Source organism: Pseudomonas sp. GW821-FHT02A11 (assembly GCF_059421985.1).
In genome coordinates, this window is sequence record NZ_JBWKWB010000002.1 from 58,070 (window position 1) to 80,967 (window position 22,898).

Here is a 22,898-nt window from a genome sequence, read left to right on the forward strand (position 1 = left end):
CGGGTGTACCTTTGCGCTGAATGCTATACGACGATTCGCGAGGCGCTTTGCGGGAGCGCGCACTGCGAATGCGTCATCACCGTTCGCAGGTAGATGGCCGATACAGTCGCAATGACCCTGAACACACAGGCGGGAAGCAGACAGGAGCGGCTGGCGATTCGAGGGGATCATTTGTTGAATGCTCCTACACGCGCACCTTTTTCCAACTGGTAGGCTGGCGATTTCAGCCTTTGCGAAACATAACGCGCAAAGGCAGGTTTTCTGAGCCTGATATGGCGCTAACCTATTTTATTTAAATCTACCGCGGGCCTGAACAATCCAGTCGTGTACGGCTGAATCATGGATACAGTTCGTTCAATTAAGACGCCAGTTCGCCACTCGCATGCTAATAAACATGATGTTTAGCCAATGTTTATTGATGGTCTGCTGGATGTTTAAATTCTGTCTATTCACGAAAAAACCAGCGGGCGTCGCAAAATTGACCTGCTGTAGGACCTGGCTCGTGAATGTGTAAGAAAGCTCTCCATTTTAACTTTGCTGGTAGTTTTTATTATTTTTGCTGATTAATCTGCGTGCTCTCGCATCCAGGCATCGTTTTGCTTGAATTAATGGTTCACCGTAAATAGGTCCGGTATCGGTCGTGACCTGTCACGTCTATGCGGTGCGAGTCGATATTTGGTCGTTAGGCGGCGAGTTCATCGCTTGCGGAGGAAATATGGCTTCTAATAGTTTTCAGGATGAAGTGCCCAAGGCTCGGGTCAATATAAAGCTCGATTTGCATACGGGGGGTGCTCAGAAAAAAGTAGAACTTCCGCTCAAATTGATGGTGATGGGAGATTACAGTAACGGTCGGGAAAGCAGGGCGTTAGCGGATCGTTCGAAGATTAATATTAATAAAAACAATTTTGACAGTGTGCTTAATGAATTCTCTCCTGTCATGAAGCTGGCGGTTGACAGCACGTTGACCGACGACAATTCGCAATCTTCAGTCGAGTTGAAATTTCAATGCATGAAGGATTTTGAACCCGAGCAAGTGGCCAGGCAGATTCCTGAGCTGCGTGCCTTGCTGTCCATGCGTAACCTGCTGCGGGACCTCAAATCCAACCTTTTGGACAACGCCACCTTCCGCCAAGAGCTTGAGCGTATTCTCAAAGACGAATCGCTCAGTGACGGACTGCGGGCTGAACTGGCGACGTTATCGCCGCAAGAAAAACGTTAACGCTTATCCATTACAGGTTTACTCCTATGTCTTCGAATCCCTCTACCGAATCGTCCGGCGGCGAATCAGTACTGTCCGAATCAGCATTGCCGGATGAACGTCAGAGTGTCTACAGCGCTCTGTTTGCCAAAATCAACCTAAGCCCGGTATCGGAATTGGGGAGTGTCGAGGCATACCCGACAAATGAAGCGTTGGCCGAAGCGTCGACCGACGAGCGCGTGACCGCTGCTGTCAATGTTTTTCTTGAACTTCTCAAAAAGTCATCACGCAAAGTCGAGCGGCTCGATAAAACGCTGTTGGATGAACATATTGCGTCACTCGACGCCCAGATCAGCCGCCAACTTGACGCGGTTATGCATCATCCCGACTTTCAACGCGTTGAATCAACCTGGCGCGGCCTCAAGTCCTTGATCGATCAAACGGACTTCCGTCAGAACGTCAGGATTGAATTACTGGATATCAGCAAGGAACACCTCGTACAAGATTTCGAAGATGCACCGGAAATTTCGCAAAGCGGTTTGTACATCCATACGTACACCCAGGAATACGACACCCCTGGCGGCGAACCCATTGCGGCGGCTATTTCAAACTACGAGTTTGATCGATCCCCGCAGGATGTTGCACTGCTGCGCAACCTCTCAAAAGTGGCGGCGGCGGCTCATATGCCATTCATAGGTTCGGTGGGGCCAGCGTTTTTCGGTAAGGAATCGATGGCGGAAGTGGCGGCTATCAAAGACATCGGTAACTACTTTGATCGGGCGGAATACATCAAGTGGAAGGCTTTCCGGGATAGCGACGATGCGCGTTATATCGGGCTGACCATGCCCCGCGTGCTGGGTCGATTACCCTATGGCCCGGACACGATTCCTGTGCGCAGTTTCAACTATGTCGAGAGTGTCAAAGGCCCGGATCACAGCAAATACCTGTGGACCAATGCGTCCTTTGCCTTTGCGGCAAACATGGTTAAGAGCTTTATCGCCAATGGGTGGTGCGTACAGATTCGCGGGCCTCAGTCAGGCGGTGCCGTCACTGATCTGCCGATTCATCTTTATGACTTGGGTACGGGCAGTCAGGTAAAAATTCCGTCCGAAGTGATGATTCCTGAAACGCGGGAATTTGAATTTGCCAATCTTGGGTTCATTCCGCTCTCGTACTACAAGAACCGCGACTACGCCTGCTTCTTCTCTGCCAACTCTGCTCAGAAAGCGGCCTTGTACGACACGCCGGACGCCACGGCCAACAGCCGCATAAACGCTCGCTTGCCTTACATTTTTCTACTGTCGCGCATCGCGCATTACCTGAAGTTGATTCAGCGCGAAAACATCGGCACCACCAAGGATCGCCGTCTGTTAGAGCTTGAACTGAACAAGTGGCTGGGCGGCTTGGTCACCGAGATGACCGACCCGGGTGACGACCTTCAGGCTTCGCACCCGCTGCGCGAAGGGAAGGTGATCGTCGAAGACATCGACGACAACCCCGGTTTCTTCCGCACCCGTCTGTACGCCGTGCCGCACTTTCAGGTGGAGGGCATGGACGTCAATTTGTCCTTGGTCTCTCAAATGCCCAAAGCGAAGGCTTGACTCTTACCCCAGGTAAACACGACATGAAAATCTACCGTCCTCTCTGGGCTGCCGGAGTTGTGTTGTCACAGCAGCATTTTCAGCAACAATCTCGCTGGGAAGCCTGGACCAACGAATGCTTGGCGCACTTGTCGCTGGTGCATCCCTGGGGCATCGGCGCTGCAGGTTTCGATCTTCAAGCCCTTCAGTTGGGCATCCTCAAGGTTTCGCAGCTGCGGGTGCGTCTGTCAGATGGCACGTTGATCGACACCGATCATGTCGACCATCTGCCCGGCGCGCTCGATCTCAAAACGTTGCGGACCGAATCGGATTGCAGTCCGCTGGTATTGCTGGCGTTACCCCTGGAGCACGCCAATGGAAACAATTGCCTTTTTGAGGGGCAAAGGACGGACCGACCCGTGCGCTACCGCCAGGCGTGGCGTCAGGTGCACGATCTTTATGGCGACGAAGACCAGTCGATTGGCGCGCTGGAGCATGTGCTGAGTCTGCGGCTGGACAGCGATGACAACGCCGACTACGTCACCTGCCCGATCGCACGTCTGGTGCGGGACGGGCAGACCGTCTGGAGCATTGACTCATCCTATGTTCCGCCATTGATGAGCTTTGGCGCACATGCCGGACTGATGACGCAACTGGAAAACCTCCTGAACCAGCTATCGGCAAAACGTGAGCGCCTGATGGGCATGCGCCGCGAGAGCAACCAACGGATGGCTGACTTCGCAGTGGCCGATGTGTCGTTGTTCTGGCTGCTCAATGCGTTGAACACCTACCAGCCTGTGCTTGCTGACCTGAAGGCTCATCCTGACAGACATCCAGAGCAGGTCTATCAGGAGCTGATCAAATTGGCGGGCGCCCTGCTGACGTTCTCTTTGAAACACGATGTCGATCTCATTCCGGCTTACAAGCACGATCAATTGGCAGACGTCTTCCCGCCGATGATGGCGATGATCGCCACGTTGCTGGAAGCCAGCCTGCCCTCCAGGGTGGTGGCGTTGGAGCTTAAAGAAACCGGACCAAACCGCTGGCAGGTGACGTTGAACGACCTGCGCCTGCGTGAGCCAGAGGCAGCCGACTTTTATCTTTCTGTCAGATGCCGCCAGTCAGCGGCACAGCTGCAGACTCAATTTCCGAGACTCTGCAAAGTCGGCACGCCAGACGATGTCGATCACCTGATCAATGCCGCCGTTGACGGCGTGCCGTTGAAGCCGCTCCCTCATGTCCCTGCTGCCATTCCATTGCGCCTTGAGAATCAGTATTTCGCTCTCGACCTGAGCTCGTCACCAGGGCAAGCGGTATTGGAGCAGGGGGTCTGCGCGTTCTACGTGCCAAGCACCCTTGCAGACGTCAAGCTTGAACTCTTCGCGGTACTGCGCACATGAAACGGTTAACAAGAAAAGCGCCTCTCACCGAAGCGGTAGATGTGGATTCGCTGCTGCTGGACAGCTATCTGCTGGTGGTCGAACTGCGCCAAGGTGGATCGGCCCGCAGCAGCGATGCGCTCTGGGACCTTTGTGCCGGACAGATCGAGAGCGTGCGTCGCCAGCTTCAAGACGCAGGCATGAGTTTGCTCGACATCGATCTCATCAGCCATGCGCAATGCGCGTTGCTGGACGAAACCGTGCTCAGTTGGGCCGATTCAGACGCGCGCGCCAAATGGACCAATGAGCCGCTTCAGGCGAGATTTTTCAGCCGGCATCAGGCCGGCGTATTCCTGTATGAAGAGATGAGTGAGGTGCTGCGCCAACCAGCACCTGACCCTGCCGTGCTGACCGTTTATCACCGGATCTTGATGCTGGGTTTCCTGGGGCGTTATCGGACCCTGGATGATCCGCAGCGCCAACGTATTGTGACTGCGCTGAATGCGCACGTCTTTCCGCTCAACATCAACGAGCACATACCCACCGTCGTGGGCAAGCGTCCCCGCATGAATCGCCTCAACGGGTTGCGCTCACCGACATTACATGCGCTGGTCGCTTTGCTGGTGCTGGGCGGGACATGGTGGGGGCTGGATCACCTGCTCGCCAACCTGATTGCCTCGCTGGCTGTAGATCAGGTGTGACTGACCGATGACTGTCAAACTGATTCGCGGGCTTGCACTTTGGGCAGCTTTACTTGCTGCCGTCGTGCTGTTCCTGCTCCCTCTACCGCTCACGTTACGTCTGATCGCTATAGCCGCGGCGGCCATCGCATGCCTGGCAGTGTGGACTCAGGCAGGGCGACGCGCGGCACTGTTTCGTGAGCACGCCGCGTTCGCCAGGCATGCTTCGTTTCCTTCGCCAGGCTACCGTCAACCGGTGATGCTGGTGTGTGGCGATGGTCTGAACGCTTTATTCGGGCCCGAGCCAGCTTTGCAATCGACGTTCAGGTTAAGCGCGCAAGGTTGCTACATCCGTGTGCCCAGCGTCGAGCAGTTGCCGCAAACCGTCGCCAGCTTGTTGGTAGTACGTCCTGACTGGAAGCCGCAGCTCGGCGTGATGTTCGTCGTCAATCCGGCCGACAACGCTGATGCCGCGATCCTTGCCGAACGGATTCGTGCGCTGGGTCATCAACTCGGTGTATCGCGCCATCACGCGGCGAGGCTGCCCTTATTGGTGGTGACGTATCTACAGGGCGCGCCTGATGAAGGCGAGTGGTTCAGCTGGGAAGCCGACCAGAAAACCCCTGTCCTTCGTCACGAGGGTCGGTGTGTAAGCCTCTCGGACTGGCAGCAGCCAGTGAACGCTGACGGCGCCTGTGCGTACCGTCTGCAAACCGCAGTTCGACTCAGGAGCATTGCGGCCTGGTTGAGTGAGGTTGTGGTCCCCCATCTGGCCGCCGACCGAGGGCGACACCGTGCTGAAACGCCCGTGGCGTTCGGTGTCCGCTTCGTTTCTACAGGCTCCGCGCCGGTCGTGGATAACCTGTGGCAACAATGGCTGGTCAAAAAAACAGAACTGTCAGCTTCTCCTTTACCGTCACTTGCTGCAGTCGATGCTTTGCCTCTGCCAGACGCTTTGCTTGCATCGCTGCCACGACACACTGGCGACACGTCCACCCGAACCGCCTTGGTAATAGGCATCTGGTTCCTGGTGCTGGCTGGCATGGCTGCGTTGGTCAACTCCGGCTGGCAGAACCTGTTGCTGCTCCGGCAAGTCAGTGACGACCTTCGCCGACACGCGGCAACAGTCACAGCCGCTCACGGTGATCAACCTGAAAGCCTGTTGCGCGAGCAGACGTTCCGGCTGCTGCGTCGTGATGCTCAACGGCTCGACGACTATTACCGGCAGGGTGAACCGCTCGGTCTGGGGTTTGGCCTCTATCGAGGAGAGCGGGTCAGGCGATTGCTGTGGGATGCGATCGTTCAGTACCGGCAGCCATTGGCTGAAAAGCCCCAGCGGCTTGCCGAACCGGTACGGCTGAACAGTCTGTCGCTGTTCAACCCCGGCAGCGCCGAGCTCAAGCCTGGCTCGACCAAAGTGCTGATCAACGCACTGGTGGGTATCAAGGCTCAGTCTGGCTGGCTGATTGTCGTCACAGGCCATACCGATGCCACCGGCAACCCCGAGCACAACCTTCAGTTGTCCAGAGCCCGTGCCGCTGCGGTTCGGGACTGGATGCAACGCATGGGTGATATCCCTGACAGCTGCTTTGCGGTGCAGGGTTTTGCGGCGAGTCAACCGATCGCCAGTAACGATACCGAACAAGGTCGCGCGGCCAACCGTCGTGTCGACATTCGCCTGCTGCCGGAAGAGGGCGCCTGCGCGCTGCTTGCCACGGCATCGGATACGCAATCTCTGTCGCATCCCGCGGCAGTTCACGAGTGAGAAAAGGAGCTTCAAATGGCTATTCCCGTTTACCTGTGGCTGAAAGACGACGGCGGCGCAGACATCAAAGGTTCGGTCAACGTGCAGTCCCGCGAAGGCAGCATTGAGGTCGTCGCTCAGGACCACAGCGTTTACATCCCCACCGATAACAATACCGGCAAGCTGACCGGGGCTCGCGTGCATACCCCGTTTGAATTCACCAAGGAAATCGATGCCAGCACCCCCTACCTCTACAAGGCGGTCGGCACCGGTCAGACCCTCAAGAGCGCTGAGTTCAAGTGGTACCGCATCGATGACGCAGGCCAGGAGGTTGAGTACTTCAACACCGTTCTGGAGAACGTGAAGGTAGTACGCGTTGCGCCAAAAATGCACGACGTCAAGGACCCTTCCAGAGAAAAGCACAACCATCTGGAAATGATCGAACTGCGCTACGAGAAGATCACCTGGACGTACAAGGACGGCAACATCATTCATTCCGACTCATGGAACGAACGCCAGACTGCCTGACGCTGCAAGGCCGGCAGGCAACAAATTGCCTGCCGGTTCGGCGCCTTTGGCTGGGCGCCCGCTGGGGGACGATCAGCCAAAGGCATCGCGCGCTCAGCTCACTGACTTGTTACATCGACGCATCGCACAGAATCCAGAACAAGGACGCACCCCATGGCACAGAGTTCATCCCGCTTGCTTCGCCGCCTCAATCCCTACTGCGCGAAGGCGCTCAGTGAAGCGGCGTCGTTCTGCCAGAGCAGAGGCCATGGGCTGATCACGATTGAGCACTGGTTGCTCAAACTGCTGGGCGTGGGCCAAGGCGATCTGGGGGTTATTGCCAGACGCTACGAGTGGGACATGGAAGCACTCTGGTGCGGGTTGCTGGAGCATATCGACAGCCTTCCGCGCACGGTCAAATCGCAGGCTCGACCTCAGCTTTGCGGCAAGTTGCAGCAGTTGATCAAGGACGCTTGGCTGCGCGCATCGATTGACGAAAACAACGCACAGTTGCGCTCTCACCATGTGCTGGGCGCGCTGATGGACACTGCGCAGTTGCTGGCGTGCGAAGCGGGTTGGCCACTGTTGAGTTTGAGCGATGCACAGCTCCAGGCGTTGGTGCCCTTACTCGATGAGCACTCTGACGAGCGCAGCCCGCTGCAGGAATATGCGGGCGTCTACACAGACGAGGCTGGCGTGGATTTGCCCATCACACCCGCCGCCGAGAACGCGCACCCGGTGCTGGACCGGTTCACGCAGGACATCACGACAAAGGCCCGTAACGGCGAGATCGATCCGGTCTTTGGCCGTGATGACGAGATTCGTCAGGTCATCGATATCCTCAGTCGTCGTCGCAAAAACAACCCGATTCTGGTGGGGGAGCCGGGTGTCGGTAAAACCGCGCTGGTCGAAGGGCTGGCGTTACGCATCGTGCAAGGCAACGTCCCTGACCGTCTCAAACAGGTCAGCGTGCGTACGCTGGATCTTGGTCTTCTGCAGGCCGGTGCCGGCGTCAAGGGTGAGTTCGAGCAACGGCTGAAAAACGTGGTCGATGCCGTGCAGGAAGCGGAACACCCGGTGCTGTTGTTCATTGACGAGGCGCACACCTTGATCGGTGCTGGCAATCAGGCAGGTGGTGCCGACGCTGCGAACCTGCTCAAACCGGCGTTGGCCCGCGGTGAGCTACGCACCATCGCGGCCACGACCTGGAGCGAGTACAAGCAGTATTTTGAGCGCGATGCGGCCCTTGAGCGCCGTTTCCAGATGGTCAAGGTGCAAGAGCCCGACGACATCCAGGCGATGCTCATGCTGCGAGGGCTCAAAGCGAGCTACGCCTGTCACCATGGCGTCCATATCCAGGAGGCCGCAATTCAGGCGGCGGTCACGCTGTCCCGCCGATACGTGCCGGGCAGGCAACTGCCGGACAAAGCCGTCGATTTGCTGGACACCGCCAGCGCGCGGGTACGTATGAGCCTGGACTGTGAGCCTCAGGAGCTGGTCCGTGTCAAAAGCCTGCAGGTTGCACTTGAGGTCGAACGCAAGGCGCTTGAGCAGGATGCACAGCTGACGGGATCCAGCCCCGTCGAGCGTCTGACCATCATTGGCGAACAGCTTTCGGCCCTGGAGGAGCAGCGAACGCAACTGCTGCAGCAATACATAGAAGAGCGGCGTCTGGCTGTGCAGTTGCTCAACGCGCGTGAGGCGCAGCCACCTCACCCGGCAACCTGCGAGCAGTTGCAGCGTCAGTTTGCCGAGGTCCAGGGGCATCGACCGTTGCTGTCCCTGGATGTCGATGGCCGCTGTGTCGCTGAAGTGATCGCCGACTGGACCGGTGTTCCTTTGAACAGCCTGCTCAAAGATGAACAGACCAGCCTGTTGCAACTCGAACAGCGGCTGGCCGAACGTGTGGTGGGGCAGGACGCTGCCCTCGGCGCGCTGGCGCAACGTTTGCGTGCCGCCAAGACTGGGCTCACCGAGGAACAGGCGCCGTTGGGTGTGTTTCTGCTGGTCGGCACCAGCGGCGTGGGCAAAACCGAAACGGCGCTCGCCTTGGCGGACACACTGTTCGGCGGCGACAAGTCGCTCATCACGCTCAACCTCTCCGAATATCAGGAACCGCACACGGTCAGCCAACTCAAAGGCTCGCCGCCCGGCTATATCGGATACGGCCAAGGCGGCGTACTCACCGAAGCGGTGCGTAAACGGCCTTACAGCGTCGTGTTGCTCGACGAAGTGGAAAAGGCCCATCGCGACGTGTTGAACCTGTTCTATCAGGTCTTTGATCGCGGCTTCATGCGCGACGGCGAAGGGCGGGAAATCGACTTCCGCAACACCGTCATTGTGATGACCTCCAACCTGGGCAGCGACGCCCTGCAAACCGCTCTGCACGCACAACCCGATGCGCCTGAAAGCGCGCTGCAAGAACTGCTGCACCCCATTCTTCGCGAGCATTTCCAGCCGGCATTGCTGGCACGTTTTCAGACACTGATCTACCGACCGCTACAACCCCGGGCGTTGAGAAGCATCGTCGCGATCAAGCTCGCCAAAGTCGCCCAGCGCTTGCAGCGTCACTACGCGCTGGATTGCCAGATCGACGAGCGCCTGCACGACATGCTGGTCGAAGCCTGTTTGCTGCCCGACAGCGGCGCCCGCAACATTGACAGCCTGCTCGACCGGCAGATTTTGCCAGTGGTGTGCCAGCAACTGCTCCAGCGCCGGGCCTGGAGCTTGAGCACTCGCCGGGTGAACCTCGGTTACAGCGACGATGAAGGCATCACCTTGCAGTTTTCCGACCACCCAGCAGTGACGGAGGGCTGAGCGTGTTCAACCTTCGGCCGACCATCTTCGACCACAGCCGCCACAAACTCACCGTCAGCGACCTCAAGGCCAACCTCGATGTCTTGACGTTCGAAGGCGAAGAAATTCTGAGCCATCCGTTCACCTATTCCATCGAGTTCACATCCACCGAACACGACATCGCTGCCGATCAGATCCTCGGCCGCACGGCGGATTTCACCCTGAACGCCGCCGCCCATGGGCTGCCACCTGTCCTGCGCGGCCTGTCGACGCTCCAGGCCCAACCACTGCGCACGCTGCACGGGGTCATTACTGCATTCCCGCGCTTGTCCGGTTCCAACGACGAAGCCCGTTACGCGGTTACGCTGCGGCCACGGCTGGCGCTGCTCGAACGCGGTCAGCAATTCAGGATCTATCAACACCAGTCCGTGCCGCAGATCGTCGAAAGCATCCTGCGCAGCCGCCACGATTTCGAAGGGCAGGATCTCCTCTTCAACCTGGTGCGCGAATACCCCAAACGCGATCAGGTCATGCAGTACGGTGAAAGCGATCTGGCCTTCATTGCCCGGTTGCTGGCCGATGTCGGCATTTGGTACCGCTTCACCAGCGATGACCGCCTGAAGATCGATGTCGTGGAGTTTCACGACGACCAGCGCCACTACGTCAGGCCGCGTGTCGAGCTGGCCTACCGCTCGCAGTCAGGGTTGGGCAGCAGCGGCCAGGACGGCGTCTGGGGCTTGCAGGTCAGCCACCAGGTGGTGGAGAAAAACATTCACTTTCGCGCCTACGATCACCGCGATGCCAAGGCCTGGCTCGACGGCACGGTTGACCAGACCCGAGGCGCACCCGGGACCTACGGTGAGGCCTATCACTACGCCGAACCCTACAGCGTACTCGGCGACAAGCTCGATCAGGACGAAGACCTGCAAAGCGAAAGCGGCTTTTTCTACGCCCGCCTGCGTCACGAGCGTTACCTCAACGACCAGACCCGCCTGAGCGGTGTCACCAGCAGCGCCACGTTGAGCCTGGCGCAAGTGCTGTCCATATCCGGTGGGGCGCCGCAGGCCTTTGAACCCGGCGCCGTCATCACCCGGCTGAGCTGCCGCGCCGCCCGCGACAGCAGCTACGAAGCCTCCTTCGAAGCCATTCCGTATGCCGAGCAGGTGTGCTTTCGTCCGCCCCTACTGCCCAAGCCGACGATGGCGGGGACAGTGCCTGCGCGTGTCACCAGCAACCAGGCCAACGACCCTTACAGCCACATCGACATGCAAGGCCGCTACAAGGTCAACTTCCTGTTCGACCGCGACAGCTGGGACACTGGCACCGAAAGCGCCTGGCTGCGCCTTGCCCGACCCTATGCCGGTGAGACCCACGGCCTGCACCTGCCTTTGATCTGCGGCACCGAAGTCGCCATCGCCTTCGAACAAGGCGACCCGGACCGGCCCTACATCGCCCACGCCCTGCACGACGATCAACACCCCGACCTCGTCACCCTCGAGCGCAGCGACTACAAGCGCAACGTGCTGCGCACCCCGGCCAATAACAAACTGCGCATGGAAGACGCGCGCGGCCAGGAACACATCAAGCTCAGCACCGAACACAGCGGCAAGAGTCAGCTGAACCTGGGGCATCTGGTCGATGCGAAGAAGCAAAAGCGCGGTGAGGGGTTTGAACTGCGCACCGATGCACGCGGCTCGATCCGGGCGGGCAAGGGCCTGTTCATCAGCGCCGACACCCAGCCCAAGGGGCAGGGCGAGGTGCTCGACATGAACGACGCCCTGGCCCAACTCACCTACGCCCTTGAAATGGTCAAGGCCCTGGCGCAATGCGCGAACGTTTCCCAGGCGTTACCGGCCGACGCGCCGACGCAATCGGCGCTCAAGGAAGCCTTGAACGGCCTCAAGGAAGCCGGCCTGATCGCCTCGGCCCCGGCCGGCATCGCCCTGACCACACCGGCCAGCGTGCAACTCTCGGCAGGCCAGAACCTCACCGCCACGGCTGGCGACAGCGCCGATGTCAGCGTCTTCAAACGCTTCAGCGTGGCCGCAGGCGAAGCCATCAGCCTGTTCGCCCACCGATTCGGCATCAAGGCCATCGCGGCACGGGGCCCGGTCGACATTCAGGCGCAGGACAACGAACTGCTCCTCAGTTCCCGCAAGCAACTGAACATCGCCAGCACCGAGGACGAAGTGTTCATCGACGCCAAAACGGGCATCACCCTGGTCAGCGGCGAGGCCTACATCAAGCTCAAGGACGGTTGCATCGAAATCGGTGCCCCGATGGACGTGCGCATCAAGAACGACCACATCGAATGGGGCGGCGCGTCATCCTTGAAGGATGCGCTCAAACCGTGGGTGCTCGAAGACCCGAAACACAAATACCCCATGAGCAGCGGCTTCCGGATCGTCGACAAGGACAGCGGGGCGCCCATGCCCTACATGCCTTACCAGATCAACGTCGCAGACGGCCGGGTCGTGCGCGGCCTGACCGACACCGACGGCATGACCCAGCGGGTATACGGCGACCGGCAAGTGGAAATCACCCTGCACGAAGATGACGAGGGCGAGCCTGAGGCGCTGGAAGAGGAAGAAGAGGAAGAAGAACTGACCGAAGGCATCACCTTGCGCATCGGCCTGTTCTTCGACGGCACTGGCAACAACCAGGCCAATGCCGCCACCACTGAACTGTGCCGGGCACTGGACCTGCAGAACTACAGCCCCGAAGAGCTGGAGAGCATTGAGGCGACCTGCAAACGGTACGGGTTTGCGGATTTTGATGGCAGCGCCTTCAATTCCGCGCCCGACAACAGCTACGGCAATGCGCCGAGTAATGTGGTGCATTTGTACGATTTGTATCCGGATAACACGGCGACCCCCGTGAAAGACGGGGCCGAGATCGGCTACGTGAAAGCATATGTGGAAGGAATTGGGACTCGCAGCGGCGGTAAGGATGACATCGTTGTTGGCCAAGGTTTGGGGCGAGGCGTAACTGGCGTGGTCGGGCGGGTCAGGCAAGCGCCGGATCTGTTGGTCAGGCAATTGGAGCGTTTTCATCAGATGAATCCTGATGTCGCTATCCGCAGAGTCGAAACTGATATTTTCGGCTTCAGTCGAGGTGCAGCAGCAGCTCGCCACTGTGCCAATGAATTCCTGAAACCTGGGTGTGGCGTATTTGGCGAAGTCCTCCGCAGAGGTCGCTATGGACTGCAGAAACGTTTTGATCCCGCTGCGCACGTATGCCTCAACCTGATCGGCCTGTTCGACACAGTGGCCGGTATTTCGACCCCTTTGCGAGGTGACTTTAAGCCAGGAGATGACGACAACTACGGCGTCAATCTCTTCCTGCCATCATGCTGCGCTCGCCAGGTGATTCAGCTGCATGCCCTCGATGAGTACCGCGTTAATTTTTCCCTTAACAGTGTGAGCAGCAGTCACCTGCAAATCGGTCTTCCGGGTGTGCATTCGGACATTGGTGGCGGCTATCGACCGCTTGCCCGAGAACAGCTCTGGATGACAGCCCCTCGCCGAGCCACCGTGCGTGGTACCGAGAAGGTCGAGACACATCCATTGTGGCGACGTGCCGAAGAAGATGCTCAGGAGTTGCGCGAAACCGGAGTGGCACGCGAAGGCACTATCAGTATCAAGGCATGGCCTGCGGCAAGGATTTCCACCCGCGAGGCCGAGGTGAGGGCACAGGATTACTGGATCACGGTGGTAATGGACCGGCAGGTGCGCGGCGAGCTGTCGTTAATTGCCTTGCGTTTAATGCGCGAATTGGGCGTGCGTCATGGCGTTCCGTTTAAGAGTCTGGATGCCCGTCCTCAATGGGAACTGCCGGAGGAATTGCAGCCTATTGGCGAGCAAATCTTGCAACAGGCACTTGCAGGTAAAGAGGTCACGCTGGGAGCTGCTGAAGAGGCACTACTGAGGGCCCGCTACATCCATCAATCCGCTCACTGGACCCCAAGCGGGCCCTTGATGATCAACAGGCCTGCGGCAATGAATCGCCGATTTGTTTTTCCAGATCATCCGCAGAAGGGGTATCCGCAATGAAGCATTTGTTCCTGCTCATCAACTTGGTCGTCAGCCTGAGCGCTTGTGCAAATGGCCTCAAACCAGTACCGCCGCCAAAACTACCGTATCCCGCTTGGTACATAGGATTGGTCGCCCCCAAGCATATGGAAGTTTGGGTTGAGAGTGTTGATGTGCTCGATCAGCGAGGGCTCGGCTTCTTTCATGTGTATGGTGGAGTAGCCAGCTACACCGGGAAAGTGGAGGGCTGGCACTCGGGCGGTTCAGGGGGCAAACCGATCAACAATGTTGACCTACCAGACCGAATTTATCTTCGCTGGCAGTCGTTGGTTGAACCGCAAGCCTACAAAATCGGTATCACGATTCCGCAATGGGTCCGGAAGGAAATGGTCACGCCGGAACGAGTATTTTGCCGGGGCGCGAAGAAGTGGAAGGAGGATTACCGAGACATGATCAGTCTAGGTATGGCGCCGGGCGGGATTGTAAAAGTCTGGGTGGGCGGTGCTTGTCTCTCAGACAAAGAAGTCGGCCGCTTTCAGGCGGAGATTCAAACGCGAGGGCCTTATCAAGGAAAGAGCAAGGGCGAGTACGTGCCGCTTGAGCCCGAAAACAAGGCGTACGTTGAAAAGCACGGAATTCCCTATGGAAGCTGGTAACTCGTTCGTGCGGAACACCGTCGACAGCAGTCACCTGCAAATCGGTCTTCCGGGTGTGCATTCGGACATTGGTGGCGGTTATCGACCCAAGGTAAGAGAGCAACTCTGGATGACAGCCCCTCGCCGAGCCACCGTCCGAGGCACCGAAAAAATCGAGACGCATCCGTTGTGGCGACGCGCCGAAGAGGACGCTCAAGAGTTGCGCGAAACTGGCGTGGCACGCGAAGGCACTATCAGTATCAAGGCATGGCCTGCGGCAAGGATCGCCGCCCGCGAGGCCGAGGTGGGGGCACAGGATTACTGGATCACGGTGGTAATGGACCGACAGGTGCGCGGCGAGCTGTCGTTAATTGCCTTGCGTGTAATGCGCGAATTGGGCGTGCGTCATGGCGTGCCGTTCGACGTCATCAGCGACACAGACAAGCGGTTCCAGCTTCCTGAGGAGTTGCAGCCTATCAGCGATCAAATCTTGGAACAGGCGCTTGCAGGTAAAGAGATCAGGCTAGCCCCTGCGGACGAAGCTTTGCTCAAGGTTCGCTACATCCATCAATCCGCACATTGGACCCCGAGCGGCGTTCTGATGATCAGCAAACCTGCGGCCATGAACCGCCGTTTTGTGTACCCGGATCATCCGCAAAAGAGGTACCCGCTATGAAGCGCTTGGCTCTGCTGTTTGGTCTGATTTTTAGCTTGGGCGCCTGTGCCAATGGCCCCAAATCAGTGCCACCGCCGACGCTGCCGTATCCCGCCTGGTACATAGGATTGGCCGCTCCGAAGCATATGGAGGTCTGGGTCGAGAGCGTCGACGTGCTCGATCAGCGAGGGCTTGGTTTCTTCCATGTATTTGGCGGTGTAGCCAGTTACACAGGAAAGGTGAAGGGCTGGCACAAAGGGGGGGGAGCTTCGAAACTCATCAACAATGTCGATCTCCCAGATCGTATTTATCTTCGCTGGCAGTCGTTGGTTGAACCCCAGGCCTACAGGATCGGTATCCAGATCCCACAGTGGGTGCGAGATGAAATGGTCAGGCCGGAACGGGCGTTTTGCCTGTGGACCGAGGAGTGGAAAGAGGACTATCGAAAGATGATCACTTTGGGTATGGCCCCTGGCGGCATCGTTAAAGTCTGGGTCGGAGGACCGTGCCTGGGCTTCAAAGAAGTCGGCCGCTTTCAGGCCGAGGTTCATCCGCGAGGCCCATATCAAAACAATAAAGGCCTGTATTACCGAGCACCCACTCCTGCGGCTCAAGCATGGATTGAGAAGAACGGGATTCCCTATGGAAGCTGGTAACTCGCTCGTGCGGAACACCGTCGACAGCAGTCACCTGCAAATCGGTCTTCCGGGCGTGCATTCAGACATCGGTGGCGGTTATCGAGCCAAGGTCAGAGAGCAGCTGTGGATGACAGCCCCTCGCCGAGCCACCGTCCGAGGCACCGAAAAAATCGAGACGCATCCATTGTGGCGACGCGCCGAAGAGGACGCCCAGGAGTTGCGCGAAACCGGCGTGGCCCGCGAAGGCACCATCACTATCAAGGCATGGCCTGCGGCAAGGATTTCCACCCGTGAGGCGGAGGTGGGGGCACAGGATTACTGGATCACGGTGGTGATGGACCGACAGGTGCGCGGCGAGTTGTCGTTAATTGCCTTGCGTGTAATGCGCGAATTGGGCGTGCGTCATGGCGTGCCGTTCGACGTCATCAGCGACACAGACAAGCGGTTCCAGCTTCCTGAGGAATTGCAGCCTATCAGCGATCAAATCTTGCAACAGGCGCTTGCAGGTAAAGAGATCAGGCTGGCCCCTGCGGACGAGGCTTTGCTCAAGGTTCGCTACATCCATCAATCCGCGCATTGGACCCCGAGCGGCGTCCTGATGATCAGCAAGCCTGCGGCCATGAATCGTAGATTTGTGTACCCGGATCATCCGCAACGGGGGTATCCGCAATGAGTTGCTTGATCCTGCTGATGGGCCTCGTTGTCAGCCTCACGGCTTGTGCTAATGGCCCCAAATCAGTGCCACCGCCGAAGCTACCTTATCCGGCTTGGTACATAGGTCTGGTCGCGCCAAAGCATATGGAAGTCTGGGTCGAAAGCGTCGACGTGCTCGATCAGCGCGGGCTTGGTTTCTTTCGCGTGCATGGCGGCGTAGCCAGCTACACCGGGGAAGTGGAGGGCTGGCATTCGGGCGGTTCGGGGGGCAAACCGATCAACAATGTCGATTTGCCGGAACGAATTTACCTTCGCTGGCAGTCGTTAGTAGAGCCACAAGCCTACAAGATTGGTATCACGATCCCGCAGTGGGTACGTGACGAAATGACCGTACCGGAGCGGGTGTTTTGTGAGGCTGATCAAGAGGTCGTGACGCTTTATCGCAAAAGGATCAACTTCGGTTTGGCACCTGGGGGCATCGTGAAGGTATGGGCCGGGTCAGCTTGTCTGGGGTACAAGGACGTGGGTCGCTTTCAGGCAGAGATTCACCCGCTTGGCCCTTATCAAAACAATAAAGGCCTGTATTACCGAGCACCTACTCCTGCTGCTCAAGCATGGATTGAAAAGAACGGGATTCCCTATGGAAGCTGGTAACTCGTTCGTGCGGAACACCGCGTTATCCCGCACTCACTGCAATACGCAGGATGCAACGGTTTTCACGATCAAGGAGATTCATAAATGACTGATACGGCTCCGTGGGCCTCCAAAAGTGAGGTTGACCCCAAAGACCCTACCGTCACTTCCCTTCGCGGATCTTCGCAGTGTTACTTGCGGCCTGATACTGAAGAACTGATCTTCATTGCTGGCAGTGAAGCGGGCGCGTTTGAAACGCACTGGCGTGAATTAGTGGCAGAGATGGACACCTTTCATCAAGCGAAAGCTGACTATTCTCGTGCCCTGGAAGCCTATGGTCGTGCTGATGTGGCACCGCTCATGCTCCCCTCCAAGATGGAGCAGCACGTCTCAGCGGTTGATGCAGCAGAGGCCAGGCTGGACGCGCAGCGCGAGCGATTGAAAAAGAAAATGGGTGCCTTGGCCGGTAAAGGGGCGAGCTACGATGAAGTGGTCGAGCTGATTCCGGTTTTTCGAGGAGCGAAGACTAAAGGCGAAGGTAAAGCGCCGCGTTATGCCTATGTCAAAAAGGGCTATTTCACCCAAACCAAGGAAGGCCGGAAGTTGCATGGTGTTTCGTTGAAAGGCAACGAACAAGACGGTGGCGCCGGCAGCATTTACAGTAAAGACAAACACGGCCGGGCGCGCATCGATACAACGAAGCTGCGCGAACAGCTCACTCGTCTTCAATCGCCAAAAATGAAGCTCGACCTGAACACTGCGTTGAAGCTTATCGGATCGGATTTTGATCCGACCACGCTCAACACCGACACAGTGTTATTCGACTGGGCCGAGAACTTGAACAACAGCCTTCTGTACAGAGACCGGGTCAATGATCAGGTCGATGTATCAGCGGGTGCGCAGTTCATGCGTTTCGTTTCAAACGTAGGCGCTAGTGCGCAATTCGATCCCAGGAAGAAACAGGCCGCCATCAAAGGCGAAGCCAAAGTCAGCCTGGCACTGGCGTCGGGTGTCGCGAACATGACGATTTATGCGCCTGACCGAAGGGGCTGGGCACTGAAAGTCCAGAGAGACAACGGCAAGGCGTTTGACCTTGGGATGCTTCGCGTGTGTGTGGAAGGTGAACTGAGTGGTTTTCTGGGGGGATCCGCTCAACTGGAGGCGCAACTTCAGGTCGTAGTGGAAGGAAAAAAACAGAGTGTGGCCGGGCAGCCGGGTGGCAGGCTACCCCGTTTTAGCGAACGCAAAGCCTCAGGTCATCAGTTTTATCAGGCAATGGATGCCAACGATGAAGGGTTGCAGTTATCGGGCGAGGCATTCCTGGGCGCCCGAATCGACGGCAGCCTCAAAGGCTCGATCCAATGGCTTAAACCCACCCCGCCACCCGAGCAAACGGGAGGAGCATTACCCGCCCTTTCGAAAAGCAGTGGTCAGTTCACCAGTTTTTGCACTTTCGGCGGCGGCATCGCCGGGCTGGCGGGTGCGGGTGCTGGCGGTAAGTTGCGTTGCACGTTTATCAACGGAAAGTTCTGTTTCAAGGTGGCTGCAAGTCTGTGCTGGGGCGCCGGAGCAAAAGGTGCGTTTCTGGCTGAGGTTGACGCGGGGGCTTTTGCCGAGTTTGGGGCGTGGTTGTTGTATCAGCTGTATAGCCTGGATTATGGGTTTTTTGATGTGGTTGATCCTGAGGCGTTTGAGACATACAGCCAATTGTGCGTGCTACAAATGTCCAACGTTGGCAAAACCATTTATCAGAGTTACGGCAGTGTTCTGAACACCTCTGAAGAAATAAGCCTGGCGTTTGAAAGGTATTTGGGCAGCATGGTGGAAGGTGTTTCCAGGCAGGTCGCTGCATCCAAAGCACGAAACGATTTGGCGAGGAATATCATCGAATTCAAGCAGAGCTTGCTTCAATACACGCCTGAAGCGAAAGGGGTGTTGCTCTATCTGCTCACCCGTCATGGAAAACTTGATCACCTTGATTTCGACAACAGGACGTTGGCAGGCGATATATATGCCGAACGAAAAGAAGCGATGATCTGTGTGATTACCAGTATTCAGACCCTTAGAGAGTGGTCAAAAGTTATGTGTCGTATTTCGCAGGATGGTTCCAACTTGGCAGTTGGGAGCGATGACGTTGAAGTGGCGGCACAACAGGAAGGCCATCTCATCAGGTTTCTGCAGGAGGGATTCAATCGTGACGAAGACTTACGGAAGGCAAAGTGGACGCTGCAGGTCGTCAAATCCCGATTAAAGAGTTCGGTGGTTCACGGTTACGCACTCGCGTTCAATGATACTGCTTACTACCAGCTCGGTAGTCAGGTTGACGAACAGCGTCTGCTTTGCGAGTTTGGGCCGTGCGAAGCGCAGTCTAAAGATATTGCGTAGGTGAGTAGTATGAATATTAAATCAATGAAAATTTATTTTTTTGCTGTGTTCGCCATCTTGGTTCAGGGATGTAACGAGAAAAGGGCTGAGTTTCCTGCCTCCACGAAACCGACGGATCCTGCTTTGCAGGCATTTATCGATGGTGTCAAAAGGGATCTGGTGTACGTGGAGGGTGGTGAATTCTTGATGGGGGATTTTGGTAGTCAGTACGGATCTGAACGTTTGCCATATGACAGCGATGCAGACTCTTCACCTCTCCATAAAGTTAGGCTCAGCAGCTTTTCGGCTGACAAGTTTAAGGTGACAAACGAACGGTATCAGTTCTTTCTCGCCTATAACAATAAGACGTTAAGAGAGGATGGGGGCGCCAATAAGAAAAAGTGGAATGGCTTGAATGCAATCCCCAACGTGCCCGCCCACATCGATTGGTATGAGGCAGAGGACTACTGTCTATGGCTTGCAAAGGTTGCTCAGTTGCCGTTTGCATTGCCCACTGAGGCTCAGTGGGAATACATAGCACGCAGCCGGGGGCAATTTCTGATGGTTGCAACCGATGAGGGCGATTATAAAACGGAATCTCATGAGTCTGTCGCAGGGAGTTACTCACCTGCGGGGATCAATATCTCAAGTGGCGGTAATCGTCTTGCGTTTGCCAAGGAGAAAGGACTGAAAACGGGCAGGTATACTCCGTTGCCTGTTGATATGTTTCCACCCAATCCTCTAGGCCTTTATTCCATGTCGGACAGCGGCTATGAGTGGGTGCAGGACTGGTACGACCCGGAATATTATAATCATTCGCCCTACCAGGATCCTCGCGGACCTGACCATCCAATATTCAAAAACCCGTTGGGTCACGCAACGAAAGTTGCGCGCGGGCAAGACTATGCGAATCCTCAGTGGGGCGGGGGAGTGAACGTATTTCGAAACTCAGCTGACCCGCTTGGACGTATACATGAGGACGGAACAGTTTTTGTTGGCAACAAAACCATGCGGTGCGTGGTGAACAGTCCTGAACCTGTCAGCTTGGGGGCGACTTCAGGATGAAGAGAGTGAGTGCTGTCGTTACAGTCTCTTTTTTTAAGCTGTAAAGCCCCGGGCCGGTTAGTTTTTCGAAATATCAATGAGCGCAGTTGTCGTTCAAGGCCAGCGCTTGCCTGTTTTTTAATAGTGGAGTGTTGTAGATGAAATTGTTTTCCGTTGGGAAGTGGGTGTCTTTAGTTATGGGTGCCTTGTTTTTAGTCATGGCGATAGCGAGTTATAGCAATACCTCGTCTTTTCTGTCGGACGCTGTGCGTACCCAGGGAACGGTTGTTGGGTTTGAAAAGTCTCGAGGCGATCAAGGGACGATCTACAAGGCGGTCGTTGTGTTTTTTACGCAGACCAATGAGCCGGTCAAGTTTGTTTCCCGAAGCGGGCGAGGTAAACCTTCAGTTTTAGAAGGCGACACTATTGAAGTGTTGTATTCCCCTTTAGAGCCATCTAGCGCAAGGATAGACGGATTTTTCGAGCTTTGGGGTGCCGCTATTATCTTTGCAGGCTTGGGTGCGCCGGTTTTGATTGTTGGCATGGGTCTTTATTGTGTTGATCGTTCTAAACGCCGAAAGCGAGCGTACTTGGAAAAGAATGGCAGGTCGGTCGTGGCGACGATCCAATCGGTTGATCGCAACTGTTATTTATCAGTCAATGGTAAAAATCCATTTGTCATCGTGTGCCAATGGCTGGATCCGGACACAGGGCGGGTTCATTTATTCAAAAGTGAGAATCTCTGGTTTGACCCGTCTCCCTACCTGCAACGGGAAACAGTGGCTGTGATCATCGAACCCGGCAATCCGTTGAATTATTACATGGACATCTCATTTCTTCCGCGCACTGCGGGTTGAACAGTTTAGAGCCAATAAGGAGCGGTCATGAAAGGCGTTATTCGTTTGGGCGACAAACTTTCTTCCGGTGGCGAAGTGCTGACTGCCACCAGTTGCATCACGTTTCTGGGACTTAAGGGAGCCTGCGTGGGTGACAAAGTCATGTGCCCATTGCCTGGGCACGGACTGAACGCCATCGAGCAAGGCGACGAAGGCAGTACGCATACTGGCCGTCCCATCGCACTGGACGGGCATCGCTGTGAGTGCGGCTGCACGCTGATGACGTCGCTGCCCCAGGCCGGGAGAGCATGACATGGCGGTTGACCTGAACACACTGCCAGCAAGGCTCGCCTTGCCCCAGGCACCCAAGCCGATGCGCTGGTGCGCGATCCTGTTTTTGGGGTCGCTGCTGGCGGGCGTTCTGGTCGTTTTACTGTGGCCGGGTGAAAAATGGCAAGCGTCGCCTTGGTTCTGGTGTTGCGCGCTGGTGCTGCCACTGGCACTGGGCGGCGTGCTCTATGGCGTGCGGCATTCGGCCTACGAAAAACATCGCGAGTACATCCTCGGTTGGAACCTCAGTCACGATCAGCAGAAGCAATCACTGATAGAGGCGGGCCAGCGCCCGATTGCGCTATTGGCCACCGCGTACTGCACCGGAGCAGGCTGCAAGAATGTCGCCGCCGCGCTGATAGCGGGGAGCAAACCCCTGAAACCCGTTTGCGCCAAAGCACCTTTTATGCGTATCAACCCTCTTGACACGTTATCAGCGGCCTCGAGCCCGCAGCTGTACCAAGAGCGGTTGTTGGCTCGCCTGGGCGAGGTATTGCGAGTGCTGAAGTCCGACTTGGCGCACTGCCAGATCGAGGAGCCTCTGAACGTTCGTATTCGGCACAACCAAGTGTTAGGCGATGAAAAGGTACTGGCGCTTTGGCGTTCGTGTCGCGCCGATCAGGGTCTTGAAGATCGCGTTGCGTTCGCGAATGACGATGACGGGCTTCTTTGGCTAGACATGTGGCTGGATAGACAACAACCCCCCGGGCCTGTGTTGTCGCTTGAGTTCAACCTGTTTCTGGAGGCTGTTGCAGAACAGGCCGAGTCGGTCACTGCGGTACTGGTGGCACCCGTGGACTGGTGCAACAGGCAAGGGCTGGTTCCTCAGGCGTTCATACAACGTCCCGTGCTCATCACTGAGCTGCCAGCGGCGCTGGACACAGCGCTGTATTGGGGGCGAACGCGTGAGGCCGGTAACGATTACCGCGTTTGGCACAGCCAGTTGCCCCGCGATTTTTTGGGCGTCCTCAAAACGTGCTTACGGGCGGCAGGTCGTCTGCCGACCACGGACGATTGGTTCGGGCTGGACGAGTCGTTTGGCTTGGCCGGCTGCGCAGTGGGGAACATGGCGTTGATTCTTGCCAGTGAGCAGGCAAGCGTAGAACACCGGGCTCAGCTAGTGGTGCTGCAAGACGCCTCGCCCCAGGCCTGCGTCGTGCAACCAGCCTGATGAGTTCTAGATAGGGGTTACTT

General features: G+C 57.0%; 17 protein-coding genes and 1 pseudogene. All 18 read left to right on the forward strand.

Translation table 11 applies throughout. The annotated features are described in order from the left end of the window. The first annotated feature begins 715 nt into the window (after positions 1 to 715). Entirely contained in the window at positions 716 to 1,219 is a 504-nt protein-coding gene (gene tssB, locus AC07V9_RS02760; RefSeq protein ID WP_495014564.1) for a type VI secretion system contractile sheath small subunit, read from the forward strand. A 26-nt stretch (positions 1,220 to 1,245) separates the two neighbouring features. Beyond that, positions 1,246 to 2,799 (forward strand): type VI secretion system contractile sheath large subunit, encoded by a 1,554-nt coding sequence (gene tssC / locus AC07V9_RS02765; protein ID WP_495014171.1) that lies wholly within the window; start codon positions 1,246 to 1,248, stop codon positions 2,797 to 2,799. Positions 2,800 to 2,822: 23 nt separating this feature from the next. Further along, positions 2,823 to 4,178: a type VI secretion system baseplate subunit TssK gene (gene tssK, locus AC07V9_RS02770; RefSeq protein WP_495014172.1), complete on the forward strand. Its 1,356-nt coding sequence runs from the start codon at positions 2,823 to 2,825 to the stop codon at positions 4,176 to 4,178. Beyond that, positions 4,175 to 4,858, forward strand: a complete 684-nt coding sequence (gene tssL / locus AC07V9_RS02775; RefSeq protein WP_495014173.1) for a type VI secretion system protein TssL, short form — start codon at positions 4,175 to 4,177, stop codon at positions 4,856 to 4,858. Before tssK ends, tssL begins: the two co-directional genes overlap by 4 nt. A 7-nt stretch (positions 4,859 to 4,865) precedes the next feature. Continuing rightward, a complete protein-coding gene (locus tag AC07V9_RS02780) occupies positions 4,866 to 6,602 on the forward strand; it encodes an OmpA family protein (protein ID WP_495014174.1) in 1,737 nt (578 codons plus the stop codon). 15 nt (positions 6,603 to 6,617) lie between these two features. Further along, positions 6,618 to 7,109 carry an Hcp family type VI secretion system effector gene (locus tag AC07V9_RS02785; protein WP_495014175.1) on the forward strand — a complete coding sequence of 164 codons (492 nt, stop codon included), beginning with the start codon at positions 6,618 to 6,620 and terminating at the stop codon, positions 7,107 to 7,109. Positions 7,110 to 7,262: 153 nt separating this feature from the next. Then, positions 7,263 to 9,905 (forward strand): type VI secretion system ATPase TssH, encoded by a 2,643-nt coding sequence (gene tssH / locus AC07V9_RS02790; RefSeq protein ID WP_495014176.1) that lies wholly within the window; start codon positions 7,263 to 7,265, stop codon positions 9,903 to 9,905. Between the two features lie 2 nt (positions 9,906 to 9,907). Then, a pseudogene (locus AC07V9_RS02795) lies at positions 9,908 to 12,220 on the forward strand (type VI secretion system Vgr family protein); the annotation flags it as partial. 1,712 nt (positions 12,221 to 13,932) lie between these two features. After that, positions 13,933 to 14,571, forward strand: a complete 639-nt coding sequence (locus tag AC07V9_RS02800) for a DUF2931 family protein (RefSeq protein ID WP_495014177.1) — start codon at positions 13,933 to 13,935, stop codon at positions 14,569 to 14,571. Next, positions 14,558 to 15,226 (forward strand): hypothetical protein, encoded by a 669-nt coding sequence (locus tag AC07V9_RS02805; protein WP_495014178.1) that lies wholly within the window; start codon positions 14,558 to 14,560, stop codon positions 15,224 to 15,226. Before AC07V9_RS02800 ends, AC07V9_RS02805 begins: the two co-directional genes overlap by 14 nt. Further along, positions 15,223 to 15,861 carry a DUF2931 family protein gene (locus tag AC07V9_RS02810; protein ID WP_495014179.1) on the forward strand — a complete coding sequence of 213 codons (639 nt, stop codon included), beginning with the start codon at positions 15,223 to 15,225 and terminating at the stop codon, positions 15,859 to 15,861. The genes AC07V9_RS02805 and AC07V9_RS02810 overlap by 4 nt, the downstream gene beginning before the upstream one ends. Further along, positions 15,848 to 16,516, forward strand: coding sequence for a hypothetical protein (locus tag AC07V9_RS02815; protein ID WP_495014180.1), 669 nt, complete (start codon positions 15,848 to 15,850; stop codon positions 16,514 to 16,516). The genes AC07V9_RS02810 and AC07V9_RS02815 overlap by 14 nt, the downstream gene beginning before the upstream one ends. After that, positions 16,513 to 17,151: a DUF2931 family protein gene (locus AC07V9_RS02820; protein WP_495014181.1), complete on the forward strand. Its 639-nt coding sequence runs from the start codon at positions 16,513 to 16,515 to the stop codon at positions 17,149 to 17,151. The genes AC07V9_RS02815 and AC07V9_RS02820 overlap by 4 nt, the downstream gene beginning before the upstream one ends. Positions 17,152 to 17,235: 84 nt before the next feature. Beyond that, a complete protein-coding gene (locus tag AC07V9_RS02825; RefSeq protein WP_495014182.1) occupies positions 17,236 to 19,515 on the forward strand; it encodes a hypothetical protein in 2,280 nt (759 codons plus the stop codon). A gap of 9 nt (positions 19,516 to 19,524) precedes the next feature. Further along, positions 19,525 to 20,559 carry a formylglycine-generating enzyme family protein gene (locus tag AC07V9_RS02830; protein WP_495014183.1) on the forward strand — a complete coding sequence of 345 codons (1,035 nt, stop codon included), beginning with the start codon at positions 19,525 to 19,527 and terminating at the stop codon, positions 20,557 to 20,559. Between the two features lie 137 nt (positions 20,560 to 20,696). Next, positions 20,697 to 21,395, forward strand: a complete 699-nt coding sequence (locus AC07V9_RS02835) for a DUF3592 domain-containing protein (protein ID WP_495014184.1) — start codon at positions 20,697 to 20,699, stop codon at positions 21,393 to 21,395. A gap of 27 nt (positions 21,396 to 21,422) precedes the next feature. Then, the gene (locus AC07V9_RS02840) at positions 21,423 to 21,686 is read left to right on the forward strand and encodes a PAAR domain-containing protein (protein WP_495014185.1); all 264 of its coding nucleotides are present in this window, start codon (positions 21,423 to 21,425) and stop codon (positions 21,684 to 21,686) included. A gap of 1 nt (position 21,687) precedes the next feature. Continuing rightward, positions 21,688 to 22,875 carry a KPHS_23130 family T6SS system protein gene (locus AC07V9_RS02845; protein WP_495014186.1) on the forward strand — a complete coding sequence of 396 codons (1,188 nt, stop codon included), beginning with the start codon at positions 21,688 to 21,690 and terminating at the stop codon, positions 22,873 to 22,875. Positions 22,876 to 22,898: the final 23 nt, after the last annotated feature.